Annotated in this window: 17 protein-coding genes and 1 tRNA gene; 7 read left to right on the forward strand and 11 right to left on the reverse strand. The window is 34.3% G+C overall.

Annotated features, from left to right (window positions below):
* Positions 1-4 precede the first annotated feature (4 nt).
* From ACY2RT_RS02780 to ACY2RT_RS02820, 9 genes are all read right to left on the reverse strand, one after another.
* The gene (locus ACY2RT_RS02780; RefSeq protein WP_490154345.1) at positions 5-1510 is read right to left on the reverse strand and encodes a S8 family serine peptidase; all 1506 of its coding nucleotides are present in this window, start codon (positions 1508-1510) and stop codon (positions 5-7) included.
* 283 nt (positions 1511-1793) lie between these two features.
* Positions 1794-2231, reverse strand: coding sequence for a YybH family protein (locus ACY2RT_RS02785; protein ID WP_490154346.1), 438 nt, complete (start codon positions 2229-2231; stop codon positions 1794-1796).
* A gap of 12 nt (positions 2232-2243) precedes the next feature.
* Entirely contained in the window at positions 2244-3599 is a 1356-nt protein-coding gene (locus ACY2RT_RS02790) for a hypothetical protein (protein WP_490154347.1), read from the reverse strand.
* A 321-nt stretch (positions 3600-3920) separates the two neighbouring features.
* Positions 3921-4745, reverse strand: a complete 825-nt coding sequence (locus ACY2RT_RS02795) for a helix-turn-helix domain-containing protein (protein ID WP_490154348.1) — start codon at positions 4743-4745, stop codon at positions 3921-3923.
* Positions 4746-5037: 292 nt separating this feature from the next.
* A tRNA-Pro gene (locus tag ACY2RT_RS02800) sits at positions 5038-5112 on the reverse strand.
* Complete coding sequence (locus ACY2RT_RS02805) at positions 5103-5339, reverse strand: GIY-YIG nuclease family protein (protein ID WP_490154349.1); 237 nt, start codon at positions 5337-5339, stop codon at positions 5103-5105. Before ACY2RT_RS02805 ends, ACY2RT_RS02800 begins: the two co-directional genes overlap by 10 nt.
* 80 nt (positions 5340-5419) lie before the next feature.
* On the reverse strand, positions 5420-5674 hold the full coding sequence (locus tag ACY2RT_RS02810; RefSeq protein ID WP_490154350.1) for a GIY-YIG nuclease family protein: 255 nt from the start codon (positions 5672-5674) through the stop codon (positions 5420-5422).
* 161 nt (positions 5675-5835) lie between these two features.
* Positions 5836-7023, reverse strand: coding sequence for a T9SS type A sorting domain-containing protein (locus ACY2RT_RS02815; RefSeq protein ID WP_490154351.1), 1188 nt, complete (start codon positions 7021-7023; stop codon positions 5836-5838).
* Between the two features lie 116 nt (positions 7024-7139).
* Positions 7140-8240 carry a helix-turn-helix domain-containing protein gene (locus ACY2RT_RS02820; RefSeq protein WP_490154352.1) on the reverse strand — a complete coding sequence of 367 codons (1101 nt, stop codon included), beginning with the start codon at positions 8238-8240 and terminating at the stop codon, positions 7140-7142.
* A 133-nt stretch (positions 8241-8373) separates the two neighbouring features.
* Between ACY2RT_RS02820 and ACY2RT_RS02825 the strand changes: the two genes are divergently transcribed.
* A complete protein-coding gene (locus ACY2RT_RS02825) occupies positions 8374-9489 on the forward strand; it encodes a PQQ-dependent sugar dehydrogenase (protein WP_490154353.1) in 1116 nt (371 codons plus the stop codon).
* A gap of 57 nt (positions 9490-9546) precedes the next feature.
* On the opposite strand, the gene ACY2RT_RS02830 is transcribed toward ACY2RT_RS02825, so the two are convergent.
* A complete protein-coding gene (locus ACY2RT_RS02830; RefSeq protein ID WP_490154354.1) occupies positions 9547-10842 on the reverse strand; it encodes a hypothetical protein in 1296 nt (431 codons plus the stop codon).
* Positions 10839-11468, reverse strand: coding sequence for a YceI family protein (locus ACY2RT_RS02835; RefSeq protein WP_490154355.1), 630 nt, complete (start codon positions 11466-11468; stop codon positions 10839-10841). Before ACY2RT_RS02835 ends, ACY2RT_RS02830 begins: the two co-directional genes overlap by 4 nt.
* A gap of 390 nt (positions 11469-11858) precedes the next feature.
* Here ACY2RT_RS02835 and udk point away from each other — a divergent pair, with 390 nt between their 5' ends.
* From udk to ACY2RT_RS02865, 6 genes are read left to right on the forward strand one after another with little or no spacing between them, the layout of a single operon-like run.
* A complete protein-coding gene (gene udk, locus ACY2RT_RS02840) occupies positions 11859-12467 on the forward strand; it encodes a uridine kinase (protein ID WP_490154356.1) in 609 nt (202 codons plus the stop codon).
* 7 nt (positions 12468-12474) lie between these two features.
* Positions 12475-12810 carry an FtsB family cell division protein gene (locus ACY2RT_RS02845; RefSeq protein WP_490154357.1) on the forward strand — a complete coding sequence of 112 codons (336 nt, stop codon included), beginning with the start codon at positions 12475-12477 and terminating at the stop codon, positions 12808-12810.
* Positions 12803-14167, forward strand: coding sequence for a methylmalonyl-CoA mutase subunit beta (locus ACY2RT_RS02850; protein ID WP_490154358.1), 1365 nt, complete (start codon positions 12803-12805; stop codon positions 14165-14167). Before ACY2RT_RS02845 ends, ACY2RT_RS02850 begins: the two co-directional genes overlap by 8 nt.
* Positions 14160-14765, forward strand: a complete 606-nt coding sequence (locus ACY2RT_RS02855) for a hypothetical protein (RefSeq protein WP_490154359.1) — start codon at positions 14160-14162, stop codon at positions 14763-14765. Before ACY2RT_RS02850 ends, ACY2RT_RS02855 begins: the two co-directional genes overlap by 8 nt.
* Positions 14758-16899 carry a methylmalonyl-CoA mutase gene (gene scpA, locus ACY2RT_RS02860; protein ID WP_490154360.1) on the forward strand — a complete coding sequence of 714 codons (2142 nt, stop codon included), beginning with the start codon at positions 14758-14760 and terminating at the stop codon, positions 16897-16899. The genes ACY2RT_RS02855 and scpA overlap by 8 nt, the downstream gene beginning before the upstream one ends.
* The gene (locus tag ACY2RT_RS02865) at positions 16896-17432 is read left to right on the forward strand and encodes a GNAT family N-acetyltransferase (RefSeq protein WP_490154361.1); all 537 of its coding nucleotides are present in this window, start codon (positions 16896-16898) and stop codon (positions 17430-17432) included. Before scpA ends, ACY2RT_RS02865 begins: the two co-directional genes overlap by 4 nt.
* Positions 17433-17457 lie beyond the last annotated feature (25 nt).

Here is a 17457-nt window from a genome sequence, read left to right on the forward strand (position 1 = left end):
TATATTAATTTTTAAATGCAAGCCGAACTGCTTCCGCAGCATTTAAAACCGCTCCAGTTTTACTTAATGAACTAAAGGGAACCGATTTCCCATCAGATGGTCTTGACACATCCAAATTGATTCTTGTAGCCGAATTAAGGATAATATTTTTTACCTCGTTTGCTGATAATTTCGGAAAATAGCTGCGTATTAAAGCTGCAACACCAGACACTAACGGTGTTGCCATGCTTGTGCCATTGTACCTTGAATAGTTGTTGTTTGGTGTTGTAGAATATATTTGGTATCCAGGAGCAAAAATATCTATGTGTTCCTTACTGAAATTTGAAAAATATGCCACAAATTGTTCATTGTATGTATTAGTAACAGCTCCTACTTCAATCATGTTTTTTACCTTCTTGGAAGAAAATAATCCTGGGTTTTCAATTATTTTATTTGGAAAGTTATTGGTTGAATTTACCTCTTTAGCATCATTCCCTGCTGAATGTATTAATAATACATCTTTCTTTTGTGCATATTTTATGGCATCGTCTACCACTTTTTTGTTCCATGAAAACGATTTGCCAAAACTCATATTAACAACCTTTGCTCCATTATCTACAGCATAGCGTATTGCATTGGCAACATCTTTATCTCTCTCATCTCCATTAGGTACAGTTCTTATTGGCATAATTCTAACGGTATTAACAACTCCATTCATTCCTTTACCATTATCCCTTTTCGCAGCAATTATTCCAGCTACATGAGTACCATGAGATGGATCTGGTCCCAGTACGTCATTACAACCGTAGTACTGTTCTTTTTGATTATTGTAGTTATCCTTTATAATTTGTCTGGCATCAAGCTCTGGGTTATAATAAGAGTCTAATTGAGATTTATAATACTCTATGCGTTGTTTAAAGGATTCATTTAACGCAGTCAAATTTCCATTTTGATTTGCTTTAAAATAGTTGACTATAAGGTCTTTTGAATTCTTCAACCCTTCACGTACAAAATAGTTTTCAATTGTTTTTAAATCAATTGTTTTTCCATCTAAATCACCTTCTATTTCTAATACCCCTTGATATTCTAATTTGCTTCGAAAGTAACTTCTTAAGACTCTTTCTCTTCCTTCAGAATAAGCTTTCAACGCATTTGTTAACGTATTTCTATCACCATCAAACTTATTAGGGTTAGCAAAAATCCTAGTTTCTTCAAGTGTTTCTCTATTTACATTATTTCCTTCCTTACTACACAAAAAACTCCAACCATTGATATCATCTATATAACCATTATTATCATCATCAATATTGTTATTAGGAATTTCATCTTCATTGATCCATATAATATCATTCAGATCTTCATGGTTTATATCAATACCACTATCTATAACTGCCACAATTATTGTTTGGGGTGTTTTTCCTTTTAGCAAATTATAAGCTTCTTGAGTAGAAATGCCTTTTATAGGACTATTGGTGCTTTCGTGCTGCCAATCTATTGGTATTTCTTGGCCAAAGCACTTAAATAAGCTCAATAAAGTCAAAATCAATAGTGTGTATCGTTTTATATCCATAAAAGTTAGTATCCTTAAGTAAAGGACTAAACTACACTATACATTATTTTGAAAATTGTAAAAATGAGACATCTATAAAGCTTTATGATAATTTTAACGGATTGTTTTCCTTCGGAAATTTTTAAAAAAATCCACTTTGTCAATTTGAGCAAGACAAAGTCCCGTTTGGATAAATAAAGACAAGATTGGAATTACTGAAAGGTCGAAGTTTTTGATTGGGTATTTTTCCAAAGAGTATTTTATGTTAATCCCAAACAAACTTCCAAGAGCCATCTTCTTGTCGTTTCCAAACAGAATGAAATATACCTTTACTATCAGCCGTATTTCCTATGGAATCTAAATAGGTAAATGTGTAATACCCATAAGTGTAACCTAAATCACCAGATTTAGAGACATCTACAAAATCTGGTTTCCAAGCTAAGCCTTTTGAGGTTTGTAGTTTCATAAATTTAGCTATGTTTTCTTTTCCCTTAATTAATTGATTCCCTCGCATTAAAACGGCACTATCATCAGCATAGGCTAAAAAGGCTTTGTTCATACCTTGTTCTTTTGCCATTTTAGCAAAAGCGGTTTCAGTATCTACTATTTCCTGTTTCCATTTATCAATGGTATTATTATCTTTTTCGTTTGTGCAAGAAAATAATAGTGTTGCAAGTAATATATAGTACGTAAATAACCTCATTATTTTTAAATTTTAGTGATTAGGGTTCCATTGTGGTTTGATTTCGTTTCCTTTTTCATCAAAGGAAATGACACTTTTCAGCTCTGTTCTGTTTTTATATTGGTATTCAAAGCGTGCTATACCAATCTGTTCATTATTAACCAGTTCTTCATTTTGGTCTAAATACTTTCGTTCTATGATTCTTCCTTGCTCATCAAAAAACACTTCTTCTATGGCATAACCGTTCCAGTTATTAGCTATTTTACCTTTTAAATTGTAAAAAGACGAACGTACGGGTCGGTTTTCGTTATCAAATTCTACTCGTAACTCATGAACTTGATTTACGCCAAAACCAATAGGCTTTCCTTCTTTATCAAAATAGGTGCTCGATTTTAAGTATTTACCATCAGAAGTGTACGATGATTTTAAAACCCCCAAACCACTTCGCGAATTTGTTGGTTGGTTTAGGATATCTCTTAAAACCCTTTCTATCTCATTTCCATACGAATCGAATTTGTATATAATTTTATGTACTCCCCAATTTGAGTTTTGAGGCTTGTTGTTTTCATCAATAAAAATGGCTTCTTCTTCCAAAAAATACTGTGAAGGCTTGTATATAATTTTAGCGAGGTTTGTCATTCCTTTTATAGGGTTGCCATCTATATCAAAGTTTGCCCATTCTATAAATCTGCCATCAGTATCATAATTAATTCGAGTACTTACAACTCCTGAATCGTCTGCAGTAGGTTGTTTTCCATCCAAACTAAGGTTGGTCATTTCTGTGAGCATGTTGTTTTCCTCAAAAGTAAACTTTGTAATCATGTATTGAAATTCTGGACGATTTCTCACCAATTCACCTTTTAGATTATACCTTGATTCTATAACAATTCCATTTGGTTCTTTCGACCAGTTATACGTTGCTATTCCAAAATCATTTTCTATTGGTTCTCCATTTAATCCATAAAAAGTTAAAGTTGTTCTTTCACCTTTATCATTATGGACAATTCTAGTTTCATAAACATCTCCTGAAACCAACGTTCGATTTCCAAATTCGTTAAAAAATGTGCGAACTTCGAGACTGTCTTTATAATCAATCTTAATTCTTGGAGCCCTTACAAAACGATCATTAAATGCTATTAACTCATTATTAAGCACATATCTAAATTCAATTAATTGCCCTAATTCATCATAATTGAACTCGAAATGTTTTAGATTATTAGTTTCTTCTTTGGAAACATAACTAGCTCCCTTTATGTCTGAATAAGGTGTTTCCCTAAATATAATACTCATAGAATATTTAGTACTCATACTATCCTTCACTTCATTATGGCAAGATGATAGGATAATATTCATTATAATTATTAAAAAAAGCTGTAGCCTCAATTTCATATTATATTAGTTTTTAAATTCTTCTAAATTGAATTTAGTTACATATAGATCCAATCCACCATCAAACTCCTGTGGATTAGGTGAATTCCGTGTAGAAGTAAAAAATTGATATAAAGGTCTGTAACACCAAAACCATTTGGATCATCTTTTCTTGCAAAAATCATAAACGACTCATCTGATGATACCCAAGCATCAGATTCCAATAAATTTGAATTGTGTATTGTTATTAAAGAATACTTTTAGAATCTTTATTAAACTCTAAAAGTAAATTGTCCATAAATAAAAGAATAGTAAAAAAGAGACAGTAACCGTTAAAGTATGTTAAGACAAAAAAATATTTGTTTGTATGGTCCTATCCAGACCAAAATAATCTTTAGGTATCATTCCTGTAAACTGTTTAACTTCTTTTATAAAATGTGCTTGATCATAAAAGCCGTTATCTATAGCAACAGAAGACAGTTTAAAAGCTATAGGATTTTTAGGAATTTTTAGAGCGTGAAAGATTCTCACTATTCTACAATATTTCTTTGGTGTTAAGCCTAGTTTACTTAAAAACTTTCTCTCTATTGTTTTTTTTGAAATATTTATAGACTCAGACAATTGTTCAATATTGATGTTTCCTTTATGAGCTATTATTTTTGCAATAAAAAAATCAAACACTTTATCTTTGTCTTTATTTAACTGAACCAATTTATCGTTAAAAAAACTTTCAATAAGTTTTATTTGTAAGTTTACTTCTTTGCAGTTAAAAAGGGATTCTTCTAGATATAAAATTTCTTTTCCAAAAATATCCTCGGGTATTAAAGATTCATCAATCGTTTCATTAAGATCAATATTAGTAAACGGATACAGACTGTACGGCTTAAACCTAACAGATAGTAAGACATCTCCATTTAATCCAACTAGTTGAGGTTTAGTTTTAAGCCCACATAAATGTGATTTGACAGTACAAATAGCTTTATTATTTTGTTTAGCTTTTCTTTCAATTAAATTTGATGTAAAAACTAATTCAACAGTATTATCTGGAACAACTAAAAAGTCACTTTTACCCTCATTTACAAACGAGCTGTGGCTATCTTTCCAAACACAGTCTATAAAAGAATCTAAACCATTATAAATCTTAAACTCCTTATATGAGTTACTCATATTGTCAATTTCTTAAAAACTGAAGTGTAAGACAAATCAGGCATTCTATTGTTACTTAATTTTATGTTAAATATTAATTGTAAAAAATTAAATAACGACTACGATAGACTGTTTGTGCTTTTTTACGATCTTTTTTGAAGTAAATGGATGCATTTTAGTTTGTCTTGATAGAAAATCTGATTTATTTATACTGCCAAATAAAACAAATACCTTCTAGAACATCAATAAAACCACAAACCCTTGTAAATCGTATGATTTACAAGGGTTTAGTTTTCTATGGTATTCATTTTAGTCGGGGTGGCAGGATTCGAACCTGCGACCTCCTGCTCCCAAAGCAGGCGCGATAACCGGGCTACGCTACACCCCGTATTCATTTAAAAACCGAGAGGCTCCTCTTTTTTTAATCTTTCTCTCTAACTTCATTGCCTCAGATCGATCTTTAGTATTAAAAGACCATATCAAACTCCATGGACTTCCCTTTTTTGTAAATTTTTCTCTTCCTGAATTATGTCTAACTAACCTATCTTCTATACTCTGGGTATGTCCTACATAATACTTTTTTAAAGAACTACTATACAAAATATATACATACATTCCGTTCAGCTATATTTTGTCTGCGACCTTCCCGCCATGGCGGGACGCGATAACCGGACTACGCTACACCCCGTATTCATTTAAAAACCGAGAGGCTCCTCTTTTTTAATCTTTCTCTCTAACTTCATTGCGTCAGATCGATCTTTAGTATTAAAAGACCATATCAAACTCCATGGACTTCCCTTTTTTGTAAATTTTTCTCTTCCTGAATTATGTCGAACTAACCTATCTTCTATACTTTGGGTATGTCCTACATAATGCTTTTTTAAAGAACTACTATATAAAATATATACGTACATCCATTTAGCATATTTTGTCAGCGACCTTCCCGCCATGGCGGGACACGATAACCGGGCTACGCTACACCCCGAAATGGCTATCAATAACAGACGGCAAAAGTAAACAAATTAGCCGTTTCAACAAGTCACAATCGTATTATTTAAACAAAAAAACACCCTATTAAAAAAATAGGGTGCCAAGTCCAACAAAAACCAAACTACTTCTTGATAATTCTTCCACCGAATAACTTTTTATTTTCATTATATAACGAATAAAAATAGTTTCCGCTTGTAAAAGTTGAAACATCTATATCCGTCTTCAGATGCAAGTTCGAAGTACTTATACCAGAGATTTCCACAACAATTTTACCATTCACATCCCGAATAATGATATCTAAATCTGAATAACTGTCACTAAGGTCAGCCTCTATCCAAAATTTTTCCTCCACCGGGTTCGGATAGGTTTTCACATTATATAGGTTCTGGTTATTTTCATCTACCGAGAATAAGTTATTCAATCCGCTTATCAATCGAATAATCTGAGGATTGATGAGGGTACCGCTCAATGGAACTGCACAATTTACATAAAGAGCATTCCCGTCATCTGTAACAGCAATTCCATTGGGTGTAGAAAATGTGGCTGATGTGGCATCACCATCATCGTTCCCACGAATCCCGGTCCCTGCTAAAACCTTCATCTCCAGATCATTTAAATTTAAATAATAAATCTGCTGACCCGCATAACTGGCAATATATAAGTTCCTGGTATTGGGGTCGTAATCAATATGGCCATTCCCCGAATTCGTATTCCCGATAACCGATGGATTTCCTGCAGGATCAATTTTAACTATATTGGTATTTGAAAAATTGGACACATATAAATTGTCATTTTCATCTACGGTTATTCCGTTTGGACAGGCAAACATGTTACCGGAAGCAAATAGTGTCGAAACACCCCCGGGTGTGACTTTTCTAATAGTACCATCTCCACAATTACAAACATAGAAGTTATCGCTACTATCAAAAACAATTCCCACAGGCGATACTATTCCGGTGTCGGTGACAAAAGTTCGTACACCACCAACAATCTTAAAAATCGCATTGTCTCTAATATCAGATTGAAACAAAATACCATTACTGTCAAAATCATTTCCGGAGGCACCAATAAAACCCGTTGAAAACTGTGTCAAAACTAAACCTGTATCTAATTTCATTACATGGTTTGGAAGGCCATCGGGGTCTGCAATTCCCAGAAAATCTCCAAAATCTCCAATGTAAAGATTTCCGTTATCGTCCAATGATAATCCTCCACTACCTTTGAAATCAGAGGTAATGGTACTAACCGTCACCTGAGCATATAGAGAAGCACTAAGAACAAATAGAATAATAAATAGTAGTTTTTTCATAGCTATTGATAGTTTTAAAGTTTATCATGCTAAGAAAATTTAATAAATACTACACCTTGTTATTCCTTATAGAGGTTTACATACAAATTGGTAAGTTATCATCGGAAGACGAAACTTTACTCAACCGGATCTCCCTTAGATTTATATTCGGTAGGAGTGACTCCTGTGTGCTTTTTGAAGGTTTTGTAAAAAGAAACCCTATTGTTAAAACCACTGGAATATATCACATCTGTAATATTTAATTCTTTATCGTTATTCAATAGATTTTTTGATTCTTCTATTCTATAAGTATTTATGAAGTCGAAAAAATTAGTATCAAAATGCTCGTTAATTATTTGGGAAGTATGATGTCTTGATAGATTTAATTTCTCTGCTAAGTCATCCAGTCTTAGTTCGCTATTTAAATATGGTTTCTCGGAATTCATAACATGAACTAGTCTGGTTTTTAATTCAAGAGAATGATCCGGAGTGAGACCCGTATTGCGGTATTTTCGAAATTTCAACACATCTTCCATAGGTAAGCCATCAAACACATCCGGTTGCACAAATCCAAAATAAGATACCATCCCAATAAAGAAAATCAAGGTGTACGTAATGAAGTAATCATGACCTGTCGAAATGAGTCCTAACCGAGAAAGTACAAAGTAAGAAGTCATGGCGATTACATAACAGGAAAAAGCCCCGAGTAACCATTTTAACCATTTCGCTTTATTGTGACCTAACCGCCCATTAGTAAAAGTAACATAAGTAAGTATGGTATAAAAAAACAAAATTAATATAACTCCAATAAAATGATAATTAATATATAGAACATATTCGCTTAAAGCACCATTTCCTAGTATTTTGAGTTTTTCCGAAGGGCTTAAAATAAAAAACGGGGTAAACAGGCCAATTGCAATGCCTATTGGTATTAAATGAACCAGATCTTTTAACCCAAACTTCTTACGTCCCACTACCCTTCTTGTATATAGGTAAATAAGCGGAGGATATGATAACCATAACAATAACAGTAATCCAAATAAATTCACATACTTTAAGGTGAACAACAGTTTGGACCAATACAAAACATTATATCCAATATTAAAGGAAAACAACAAAAGATAGACTCCCAAAATTGCATTGGCGGTCTTGTCTCCTTTCTTTTTTAAAAAGAAGAAAAAGGCGAGTATGAATGCCTGAAAAGCAAAAAACAAAAAAATTATTTCCCAAAAATTCACGGAGCAATTTTAACAAAGTCGTCACTAAATATAGAACAATCTGTTAAATTTTGACAGTTCGCAACGTCAATTATTTATAAGTCTCCCTTTATTTCTGTTCAATTTTGTACCTTTTTCTGAAAATGTTATTGTTATGAAAAACCTCTTAGCCCTGCTTTGTATTTTTTCAACCATTATTGGTTGTGCGCAAAAGAAAAAAGATGATATAGCTATAAAAACTGAAGTAAGGCCTTATACTATTAAAATGGTAGTCGATGACCTTTCCAATCCGTGGGGTATGACATGGCTACCCGATGGAAGTATGCTTATCACCGAAAAAAAAGGAGAACTAATTCATTTTAAGAATGGAAACAAGATCAAGATCCAAAATCTACCCAAGATCTATCAACGTGGACAGGGCGGATTATTGGATATTGAATTGCACCCAGATTATATGGAAAATGGATGGATCTATATTACCTATTCATCTTCAGAAGGAGAAGGAAGTGGTGGAAACACTACCCTAATTAGATGCAAACTGAAAGGAAATACATTGACAAATATTGAAAAGCTTTACAAAGCTAATCCCAATACCAGCCGGGGGCAGCATTTTGGTTCCCGAATTGAATTTGACAACAACGGGTATGTATATTTCTCTATTGGAGATAGAGGTGATCGCGACGTAAATCCACAAGATATTACCCGTGACGGAGGTAAGATATATAGATTAAACGATGATGGGAGTATTCCAGAAGATAATCCCTTTGTGAACGATCCAAAAGCAAAACAAGCGATCTTTACCTATGGAAACAGAAATCCACAAGGAATGGTAAAACATCCTGAAACAGGAAAAATATGGATTCATGAGCATGGCCCAAAAGGCGGGGATGAAATCAATATTGTTAAGAAAGGAGCTAATTATGGTTGGCCGGTTGTCTCTTACGGTGTTAACTATAGTGGTACAAAATTTACCGAAGAAACATCTCGACCGGGGATGGAACATCCCGTTTATTATTGGACACCATCTATAGCTCCATGTGGAATGGCTTTTGTCACCGGTGACAAATACCCGGATTGGAAAGGGCATCTACTTGTAGGTTCCCTGAAGTTTAACTATGTAGAACTTGTAAAACTAAATGGTGAAAAAGTTATTGATCGTGAAAAAATTGCTGAAGATGTAGGCCGTGTCCGCAATGTAAAAATGGGTCCTGACGGCTACATTTACATAGCAGTTGAAGGACAAGGTATCGTCAAAGTTATTCCTAAATAAGATAAAAAAAGACCGCTAAAAAATAGCGGCCTCTTCAAGGGTATTAATCAAAACTACTTAGAAACTAATGACGGATTCAAAAACGATTCCATCAAATTTACCCTCATTAAAAATGTTTCCAACATCAAAACCGTCATATGTTTGACTAACATATTCAAGTTTAGCCAATACATTTTTGGTTAAAAAGTAACCTGCACCAACATTAAATCTGTCAATAGTAACATCATTACCGGTTCCTCTTTCTTCACCACTGGCATTATTATATCGACCACCTAAGTAAAAATTCTCTTTACTTCCAAATCTGTAAAGTACCTCGACTAAATATTGCGTCCAATCGCGAGCATCAATTTCTCCGGCACTTTTACCGGTAGACATCTCATACATTCCAAAAACTTCCAATCCTTGATATTTAATAAATGGGTTGATCATGATTGCATTAAGTTCATATTCGAATCCCGGATTATATCTACCAGATTTGAAATTAGACTTTGCTGAAGCTTCTTCATCTTCTAATACCAAATAGTATCTGGACCCTGCTCTATCACCATCATAAAGATAGGTGCCTTTAGCTTGTGCTGTATTATAAACAGAACCTGTTATCCTTACTCTCAAATCTTCATTTACCTGTTTATCATATCCTAATTTAGCAACAAAGGAAGGTGATGTTGTATCCGGATTGGTAACTGCTTGATTGAGCTTACCATTTGTCATCCCAACCATACCTAACCATCCATTGGTTTGTACATAAACTTCTAATCCAACTTCAGTAGTAAATGCATCTATAATCGTATTACCTACAAATGGATTGTAAATAGCCTGAGAGTTATCAGATCTTCTAAAGTGAGTGTCTCCGTAATTGATTTCCATATGACCAATTTTCACTGTAGCAACCTTCATTATATCACTTAGTAATCCTTCTTCGATAAAATTTAAATTATCTACCTGAAAATACCCTCCCTTTACATAAGGTTCCGGGTGGTGTCTTGAAGAAAGATAGGTACGTAAATGCATTCGTAAACCGTCTCCTAAAGCAACATCCAAATCTAAGTTTGCAGTAGCTAAGTTGAAATTATTACCAATTTCAATTAGTGGTAGCTCTTCCTTATTATTATCCGGGTTATAACCGTTAGAGTGATCTAAGGCTTGAAACTGTAATGTAGAAGAACCTCCAATACGAACTTTTATACCTTCAAAAGCTTTGATTACAGCAGTGTCTTTTGGTGCCTCAAAGACATTAATACCTTCTTTACTTGGTTCCCTAAAATTGTTTAAGCTCCGTTTATTTTGGCCGTAAGATGTTAATACTCCCAATAATAAACTCAATACGAGTATTTTTTTTAATAAATGTTTCATAGTTGTAAATAGTTTAAATTAAATTCGATTGTTATATCATTTCCTGTTTTTATTGTTCCTAATAGTGCTACTGGTGGCTCTACATCGAAATCTGACATTTTTAGTGCTTTTTCACCTTTAATACTAATTTTATCACCCTTTACAATTATAGCTACTAATATGTCAACCCGCTTAGTTTTTCCTGCTATGTCCAATGTTCCATTCAGTTTGGCAGTATAGGTACTGGCAGTAGTACTGCGTTTTATTTCTCTCAACTCATTAAACTGATAATAGATATCTGGATTTTCTTCAAATTTTAGTGCTTTGTAACATTTTTTATTCATTATTCTATTACCGCTTTCAAAGCTTTCTACTCTTATTTTTAAATGTATTTTCTTTACATCCGGATTTTCATTGTTTGTGTTATCAATTACTAAATCACCATCAAAAGTGTCAGAAATCATTTCCCAATCATGTAAAGAAGAAGTTCCTTTAATTATGAACTTAGAGTTACTTTTATCTAAATTATAATCAGATAAAGAAAAGTTTGCTTTTGAATTATTTAAGTCTAAATCTGATTGTTGAGAAAATGAATCAATAGAGTTAAATACTATAAAGAAGCAGAAGAATGCACAAAGAATTTTCATAATTACAGTTTATAGTTTATGTAACTTTTACTACAAAGTTATTGCTGAAAATTATTTTTAACTATGATAAGAATCATAGAAAAAAAATTGATTTTATGACGCTTGTCATTGTTTAAATCATCCCAATTAAGTAGCTCTTTTTCAAATATTTAAATGGGGAACAAAAAACAAATATTAATAGGAAGAACTCTTTTATATTTATACTATTATAAGCCTAATATTTCTAATTTCTCAAGAAATTACACAGGCATAAAATAACGCTATCTATTATTGAAGAAATATCAAAATAAAATAACCTATAATGAAGAAGTTGTAACAATAACGAAAAAATAGCTAGCCATAAACCTCAAAATGGGAAATCTCACTACATTTGTCAAAACCTTAATATCTATGCTTATAATTGGTATCGCAGGAGGAACCGGAAGTGGAAAAACCACCGTAGTTCAGCAGATCATCGAAGAACTTCCTAAAGGTGAAGTATGTGTTATCTCACAAGATTCCTACTACAAAGACACTAGTCATTTATCTTTTGAAGACCGTGTAAAGATCAATTTCGACCATCCCCAAGCTATCGATTTTCATTTGTTGGTAGAACATTTAGAAGAACTTCGCAAAGGAAATTCTTTTGAGCAACCGGTATATTCTTTTGTAGATCATAACCGTACCAAAGAAACCATAACTATTTACCCAAAAAAGGTAATTATTGTAGAAGGGATTTTAATCCTTACCAATCCCGAAATCCGGGAAATGTTCAATATAAAAGTATACGTTCATGCAGATAGTGATGAACGACTCATAAGAAGACTGAAGAGGGATATCGCAGAACGTGGCAGAGATCTGGAAGAAGTATTGAATCGTTATCAGACAACTCTAAAACCAATGCATCAGCAATTTATAGAACCCACAAAAGAATTTGCAGACATTATCATACCAACTAATAGATATAATACGGTTGCCGTGGATCTAATAAGAACTATAATTCATCAAAAATTAGGATAGAAACATCGTGTCATTTTCAGAAATCATAAAGAATAAATGGGTTAAAAGACTAGGGACAACTTACGTTGTTATTCTAGCGCTATTTATAATCTGGATGTTTTTTTTTGACACAAATTCATTCTTAATTCATAAAGAGCTGAATGATGATATAAAAGCTTTAGAAGAAAACAAAGAATTCTACGAAGAAGAAATAAAAAAAGACAAAGCTTTTATTGAAAAAATGAAAGATAGCAATGAAGTAGAGAAGTTTGCCCGGGAAAAATATTTCCTCAAAAAGGAAAATGAAGATATTTTTATCATAGAACACGAAGACAGCCTGAAAAAAAAGAAAAAGGATGAGTGAGTTTTTATTTGATGAATTCAATACTGTTTCCGCCAAGCAATGGAAGCAAAAAATACAGGTAGATCTAAAAGGAGCTGATTATAATGACTCTTTGATCTGGCAAAGTAACGAAGGCATCCATGTAAAGCCATTTTATCATTTAGACAATTTTAAAGATGAATTCCCTCCTGTTCCGGGACATCCCGATTCATGGTGTATAAACCAATCTGTTTTTGTGGATGATGAGAACATTGCTAATATGCTCGCCATAGATGCAATAGCACGTGGTGCCGAAACCATTACCTTCATTGCTGAAAAGGAATTCAGTATTGACACTCTTTTTAAAGACTTTCCCTTTTCGGCAACTATAATTTACTTTAACTTTAAATTTCTTTCCGAAGATTTTATTGTAAAACTGAAACAACTTTTAGCTTCTAAAAGTGCTTTGGTATTTTACAATATAGATCTGATAGGTAATCTGGCACGAACCGGAAATTGGTTTCAGAACCGGAAACAGGATCATGAGGTTCTGGAGAATATCATTCTGAAAAATACTGACGAAAATTGGCTAAGCATAGATGCCACCCTATACCAAAACGCGGGAGCTAATATCGTTCAACAACTCGCCTATGCTTTGGCACATGTTAATGAATATTTAAACCATTTTCAGAAACAAAAAGACCTGAAGATAACATTTCATCTGTCAATAGGTTCTAATTATTTTTTTGAAATTTCAAAAATCAGAGCCTTGCGTAAATTATATGCAGTGCTGGCAAAAGAATACAATTTTTCGGAAAATTGTCACATTGTAGCAACACCTTCAAAACGTAACAAAACGCTTTATGATTATAATGTGAATATGCTACGAACTACTACTGAATGTATGAGTGCAATATTGGGAGGAGCCAATACCGTTAGCAATCTACCTTATGATGCCATATACCATAAAAGCAATGAATTTGGAGAACGAGTTTCTCGCAACCAGTTACTAATTCTGAAAGCAGAAAGTTACTTTGATGCAACGGGAAATCCTGCAGACGGGACTTATTATATAGAAAACCTTACAGCTGAATTAGCTGATAAAGCACTCCAGATTTTCAAAGAAATAGAAACCGGAGGAGGGTTTCTTCAGCAATTAAAAGAAGGAACCATTCAACGTAAAATAGCAGAGAGTGCCCAAAAAGAGCAACAGCAATTTGACAATGGAGAATTGATTTTAGTAGGGACAAATAAATACACAAATGCGGATAACCGTATGAAAGAAAATCTCGAATTATTTCCCTTCCTGAAAACAAAAAACAGAAAAACAATCATACAACCTGTTATCGAAAGAAGACTTTCCGAAAAGCCTGAACAAGAACGTTTAAACAATGAATAAAATTAAGAAACTTATTTCGATCTTATTTATAGTTTTGTTTACTATTAGTTGTAGTGAAACAATAGAATATAAGTACCAGAAAAAAGAACAAGTAGTAGATTGTCCGGGAGTTGACAGCAAACTTATACATGAAGCTCTGTACAGCTTTGAAAACGATATAGGATCATTCTACAATAATGAAAACTATAGCCCAAACAGTATCATATTTCTTGAATACGGGTATGCAAACTTCATTTTTCCGGGAGCCATGGGTAATGCCGATTACAAAAATATTGTTTCACCACATACCATAAAATTAATAGAAGAATTAAAGAAAGAAAGTCAGTTATGGGATAAAAATTCAGGAGAAAGCAATCTTAACTATAATAGCGAATTTGTGCAGTGCCTGATCTCAAAAATAGAAGATGGAGACATAAAGATCAAATTAGAGAATTTGTCTAATGTAAATTCCCTCTCTCCAAAAATAATGGCAGAAATATACCGTGTAAACAGTCGTAATACACTACAAGACAAGCATTTTGCCATGTTTATTACCTTGGATACTTATTACCAATACCTATTGGATATAGATTTTCCGAAACCAGCAGAAAATGAGTAGAAAAAATATACAACATATGTCTTTGCCAGCATCGGATAACCTTTTGAGGAAAAACTCGGGGGACTCCCAAACATTTTCAACAGCTGAAGATATTGATGTAAAGAAAAAGTATGCTGCAAAAGATATTGAAACCCTAAAGCATCTCAACTTTGCTGCCGGTATTGCACCTTATCTACGCGGACCCTATTCTACCATGTATGTTCGGAGACCTTGGACAATTAGACAATATGCCGGGTTTTCTACTGCCGAGGATAGCAATGCCTTCTATCGCAGAAATCTTGCCGGAGGACAAAAAGGGTTGTCAGTAGCCTTTGATCTTGCAACACATCGTGGGTATGATAGTGACCACGAACGTGTGGTAGGCGATGTAGGAAAAGCCGGAGTAGCGATTGATAGTGTAGAGGACATGAAGATCTTGTTCGATCAGATTCCACTAGACAAAATGAGTGTATCAATGACCATGAATGGTGCGGTGTTGCCCATTATGGCTTTCTATATTGCTGCAGCCGAAGAGCAAGACATTTCACCCGAAGCATTAGCAGGAACTATCCAAAATGATATTTTAAAGGAGTTCATGGTACGAAATACGTATATCTACCCCCCCACTCCTTCCATGAAGATCATCAGTGATATTTTTGAATTTACTTCCAAGAACATGCCTAAGTTCAATTCTATTTCAATTTCCGGGTACCATATGCAGGAAGCCGGTGCTACCTGTGATATTGAATTAGCATACACACTTGCCGATGGATTGGAATACATACGTACCGGAATTGCTACAGGAATGGATATTGATACTTTCGCCCCTCGCCTTTCCTTCTTTTGGGCAATAGGAATGAATCACTTTATGGAAATTGCCAAAATGAGAGCTGCAAGAATGTTATGGGCTAAATTGGTAAAACAATTCAATCCTAAAAACCAAAAATCACTTGCACTACGAACACATTCTCAAACAAGTGGCTGGAGTTTAACAGAACAAGACCCGTTCAATAATGTGGCTCGAACATGTATCGAAGCTGCTGCTGCAGTCTTTGGAGGTACTCAATCCCTGCATACCAATGCTCTGGACGAAGCTATTGCCTTACCAACAGATTTTTCTGCACGTATTGCCAGAAATACACAGCTCTATCTTCAGGAAGAAACAAGAATTACAAAAACAGTAGACCCATGGGCAGGAAGTTATTATGTTGAAAATCTAACGAACGATATTGCAGAAAAAGCTTGGAAACTTATTCAGGAAGTAGAAGAACTGGGGGGTATGACCAAAGCTATTGAAGCGGGAATACCCAAGCTGCGTATTGAAGAAGCTGCAGCGCGAAAACAAGCACGTATTGATAGCGGTCAGGATATTATTGTTGGTGTGAACAAATATCGCCTGGAACAGGAAGACCCACTTCAAATTCTGGATGTTGACAATCAAAAAGTACGTTTGGCACAAATTGAACGCTTAAACCAAATCAAAGCAACACGTGATACTCTAAAAGTTAAGGAAGCACTTTCAAAATTAACGCAATGTGCCAAGACAGGTAAAGGAAATTTATTAGCTTTAGCTATTGAAGCGGCAAGGGAAAGAACAACTCTGGGCGAGATTAGTGATGCTCTTGAAGTAGAATTTGGACGTTATAAAGCACAAATAAAATCATTTAGCGGCGTGTATAGTAAAGAAATTAAAAAGGATCCCTCGTTCGAAAAAGCGAGACAAATGGCAGATCAATTTGCGGAACTGGAAGGGCGCCGTCCGCGTATTATGATCGCAAAAATGGGGCAAGATGGTCATGATCGTGGTGCAAAAGTAGTAGCTACCGGATATGCCGATGTTGGATTTGATGTAGATATCGGACCCCTGTTCCAGACACCTGCGGAAGCAGCCAAGCAAGCAATTGAAAATGATGTCCATGTCTTGGGAGTTTCTTCTCTGGCAGCTGGACACAAAACATTGGTTCCACAAGTTATTGAAGAATTAAAAAATTACGGCCGGGAAGATATCATGGTAATTGTAGGAGGTGTGATTCCCACACAAGATTATGACTTCTTATTTGATGCCGGAGCAGTTGCTGTTTATGGCCCGGGGACTAAAATAAGTGAAGCAGCAATTGAAATGCTTCAGATTTTGATAGATTCTGTCGCCGAATGATAGATTATATTATTACTTCCGAAAGACTGGGCCTGCGAAACTGGCAGCCTTCAGATATTGCTCCGTTTATTGAAATGGGAAAAGATGAAGCGGTCATGCAACACTTTCCGAAGTTATTATCTGAAGAAGAGTCCAAAAACCTCATCAAAAGGTTACAACTTCATTTTGAAAAATATGGTTATTGCTATTTTGCTGTTGATCTCCTGGAAACTTCAGAATTTATAGGTTTTACAGGACTTGCAAACCAGACATGGGAAAGTGAATATACACCTGCCGTTGATATAGGCTGGCGATTAAAGCGATCTGCCTGGGGTAAAGGATACGCCACAGAGGCTGCTAAAGCTTCTCTGGATGCTGCTTTTTCCAGATTTGGATTAAAGGAAGTAGTCGCTTTTGCAACCAATACAAATCTGGCTTCAGAAAATGTGATGAAAAAAATAGGAATGAAATTTATAGGTACCGTACAGCATCCGTCAATCATTAATGATACCCGATTTAAGCACTGCATGGTATACCGAACAATGAATTCTTAAAAAAATACTGTGCATGCATAATAAT

The organism is Ulvibacter sp. 2210JD10-4 (assembly GCF_058148525.1).

Coding starts and splice junctions, on each gene's coding strand:
- ACY2RT_RS02825 (WP_490154353.1), top strand. CDS start 8,374: ATGAAAAACCTCTTAGCCCTGCTTTGTATTTTTTCAACCATTATTGGT.
- ACY2RT_RS02785 (WP_490154346.1), bottom strand. CDS start 2,231: ATGAGGTTATTTACGTACTATATATTACTTGCAACACTATTATTTTCT.
- ACY2RT_RS02790 (WP_490154347.1), bottom strand. CDS start 3,599: ATGAAATTGAGGCTACAGCTTTTTTTAATAATTATAATGAATATTATC.
- ACY2RT_RS02815 (WP_490154351.1), bottom strand. CDS start 7,023: ATGAAAAAACTACTATTTATTATTCTATTTGTTCTTAGTGCTTCTCTA.
- ACY2RT_RS02805 (WP_490154349.1), bottom strand. CDS start 5,339: ATGTATGTATATATTTTGTATAGTAGTTCTTTAAAAAAGTATTATGTA.
- ACY2RT_RS02830 (WP_490154354.1), bottom strand. CDS start 10,842: ATGAAACATTTATTAAAAAAAATACTCGTATTGAGTTTATTATTGGGA.
- ACY2RT_RS02795 (WP_490154348.1), bottom strand. CDS start 4,745: ATGAGTAACTCATATAAGGAGTTTAAGATTTATAATGGTTTAGATTCT.
- ACY2RT_RS02810 (WP_490154350.1), bottom strand. CDS start 5,674: ATGGCGGGAAGGTCGCTGACAAAATATGCTAAATGGATGTACGTATAT.
- ACY2RT_RS02865 (WP_490154361.1), top strand. CDS start 16,896: ATGATAGATTATATTATTACTTCCGAAAGACTGGGCCTGCGAAACTGG.
- ACY2RT_RS02835 (WP_490154355.1), bottom strand. CDS start 11,468: ATGAAAATTCTTTGTGCATTCTTCTGCTTCTTTATAGTATTTAACTCT.
- scpA (WP_490154360.1), top strand. CDS start 14,758: ATGAGTAGAAAAAATATACAACATATGTCTTTGCCAGCATCGGATAAC.
- ACY2RT_RS02855 (WP_490154359.1), top strand. CDS start 14,160: ATGAATAAAATTAAGAAACTTATTTCGATCTTATTTATAGTTTTGTTT.
- ACY2RT_RS02850 (WP_490154358.1), top strand. CDS start 12,803: ATGAGTGAGTTTTTATTTGATGAATTCAATACTGTTTCCGCCAAGCAA.
- udk (WP_490154356.1), top strand. CDS start 11,859: ATGCTTATAATTGGTATCGCAGGAGGAACCGGAAGTGGAAAAACCACC.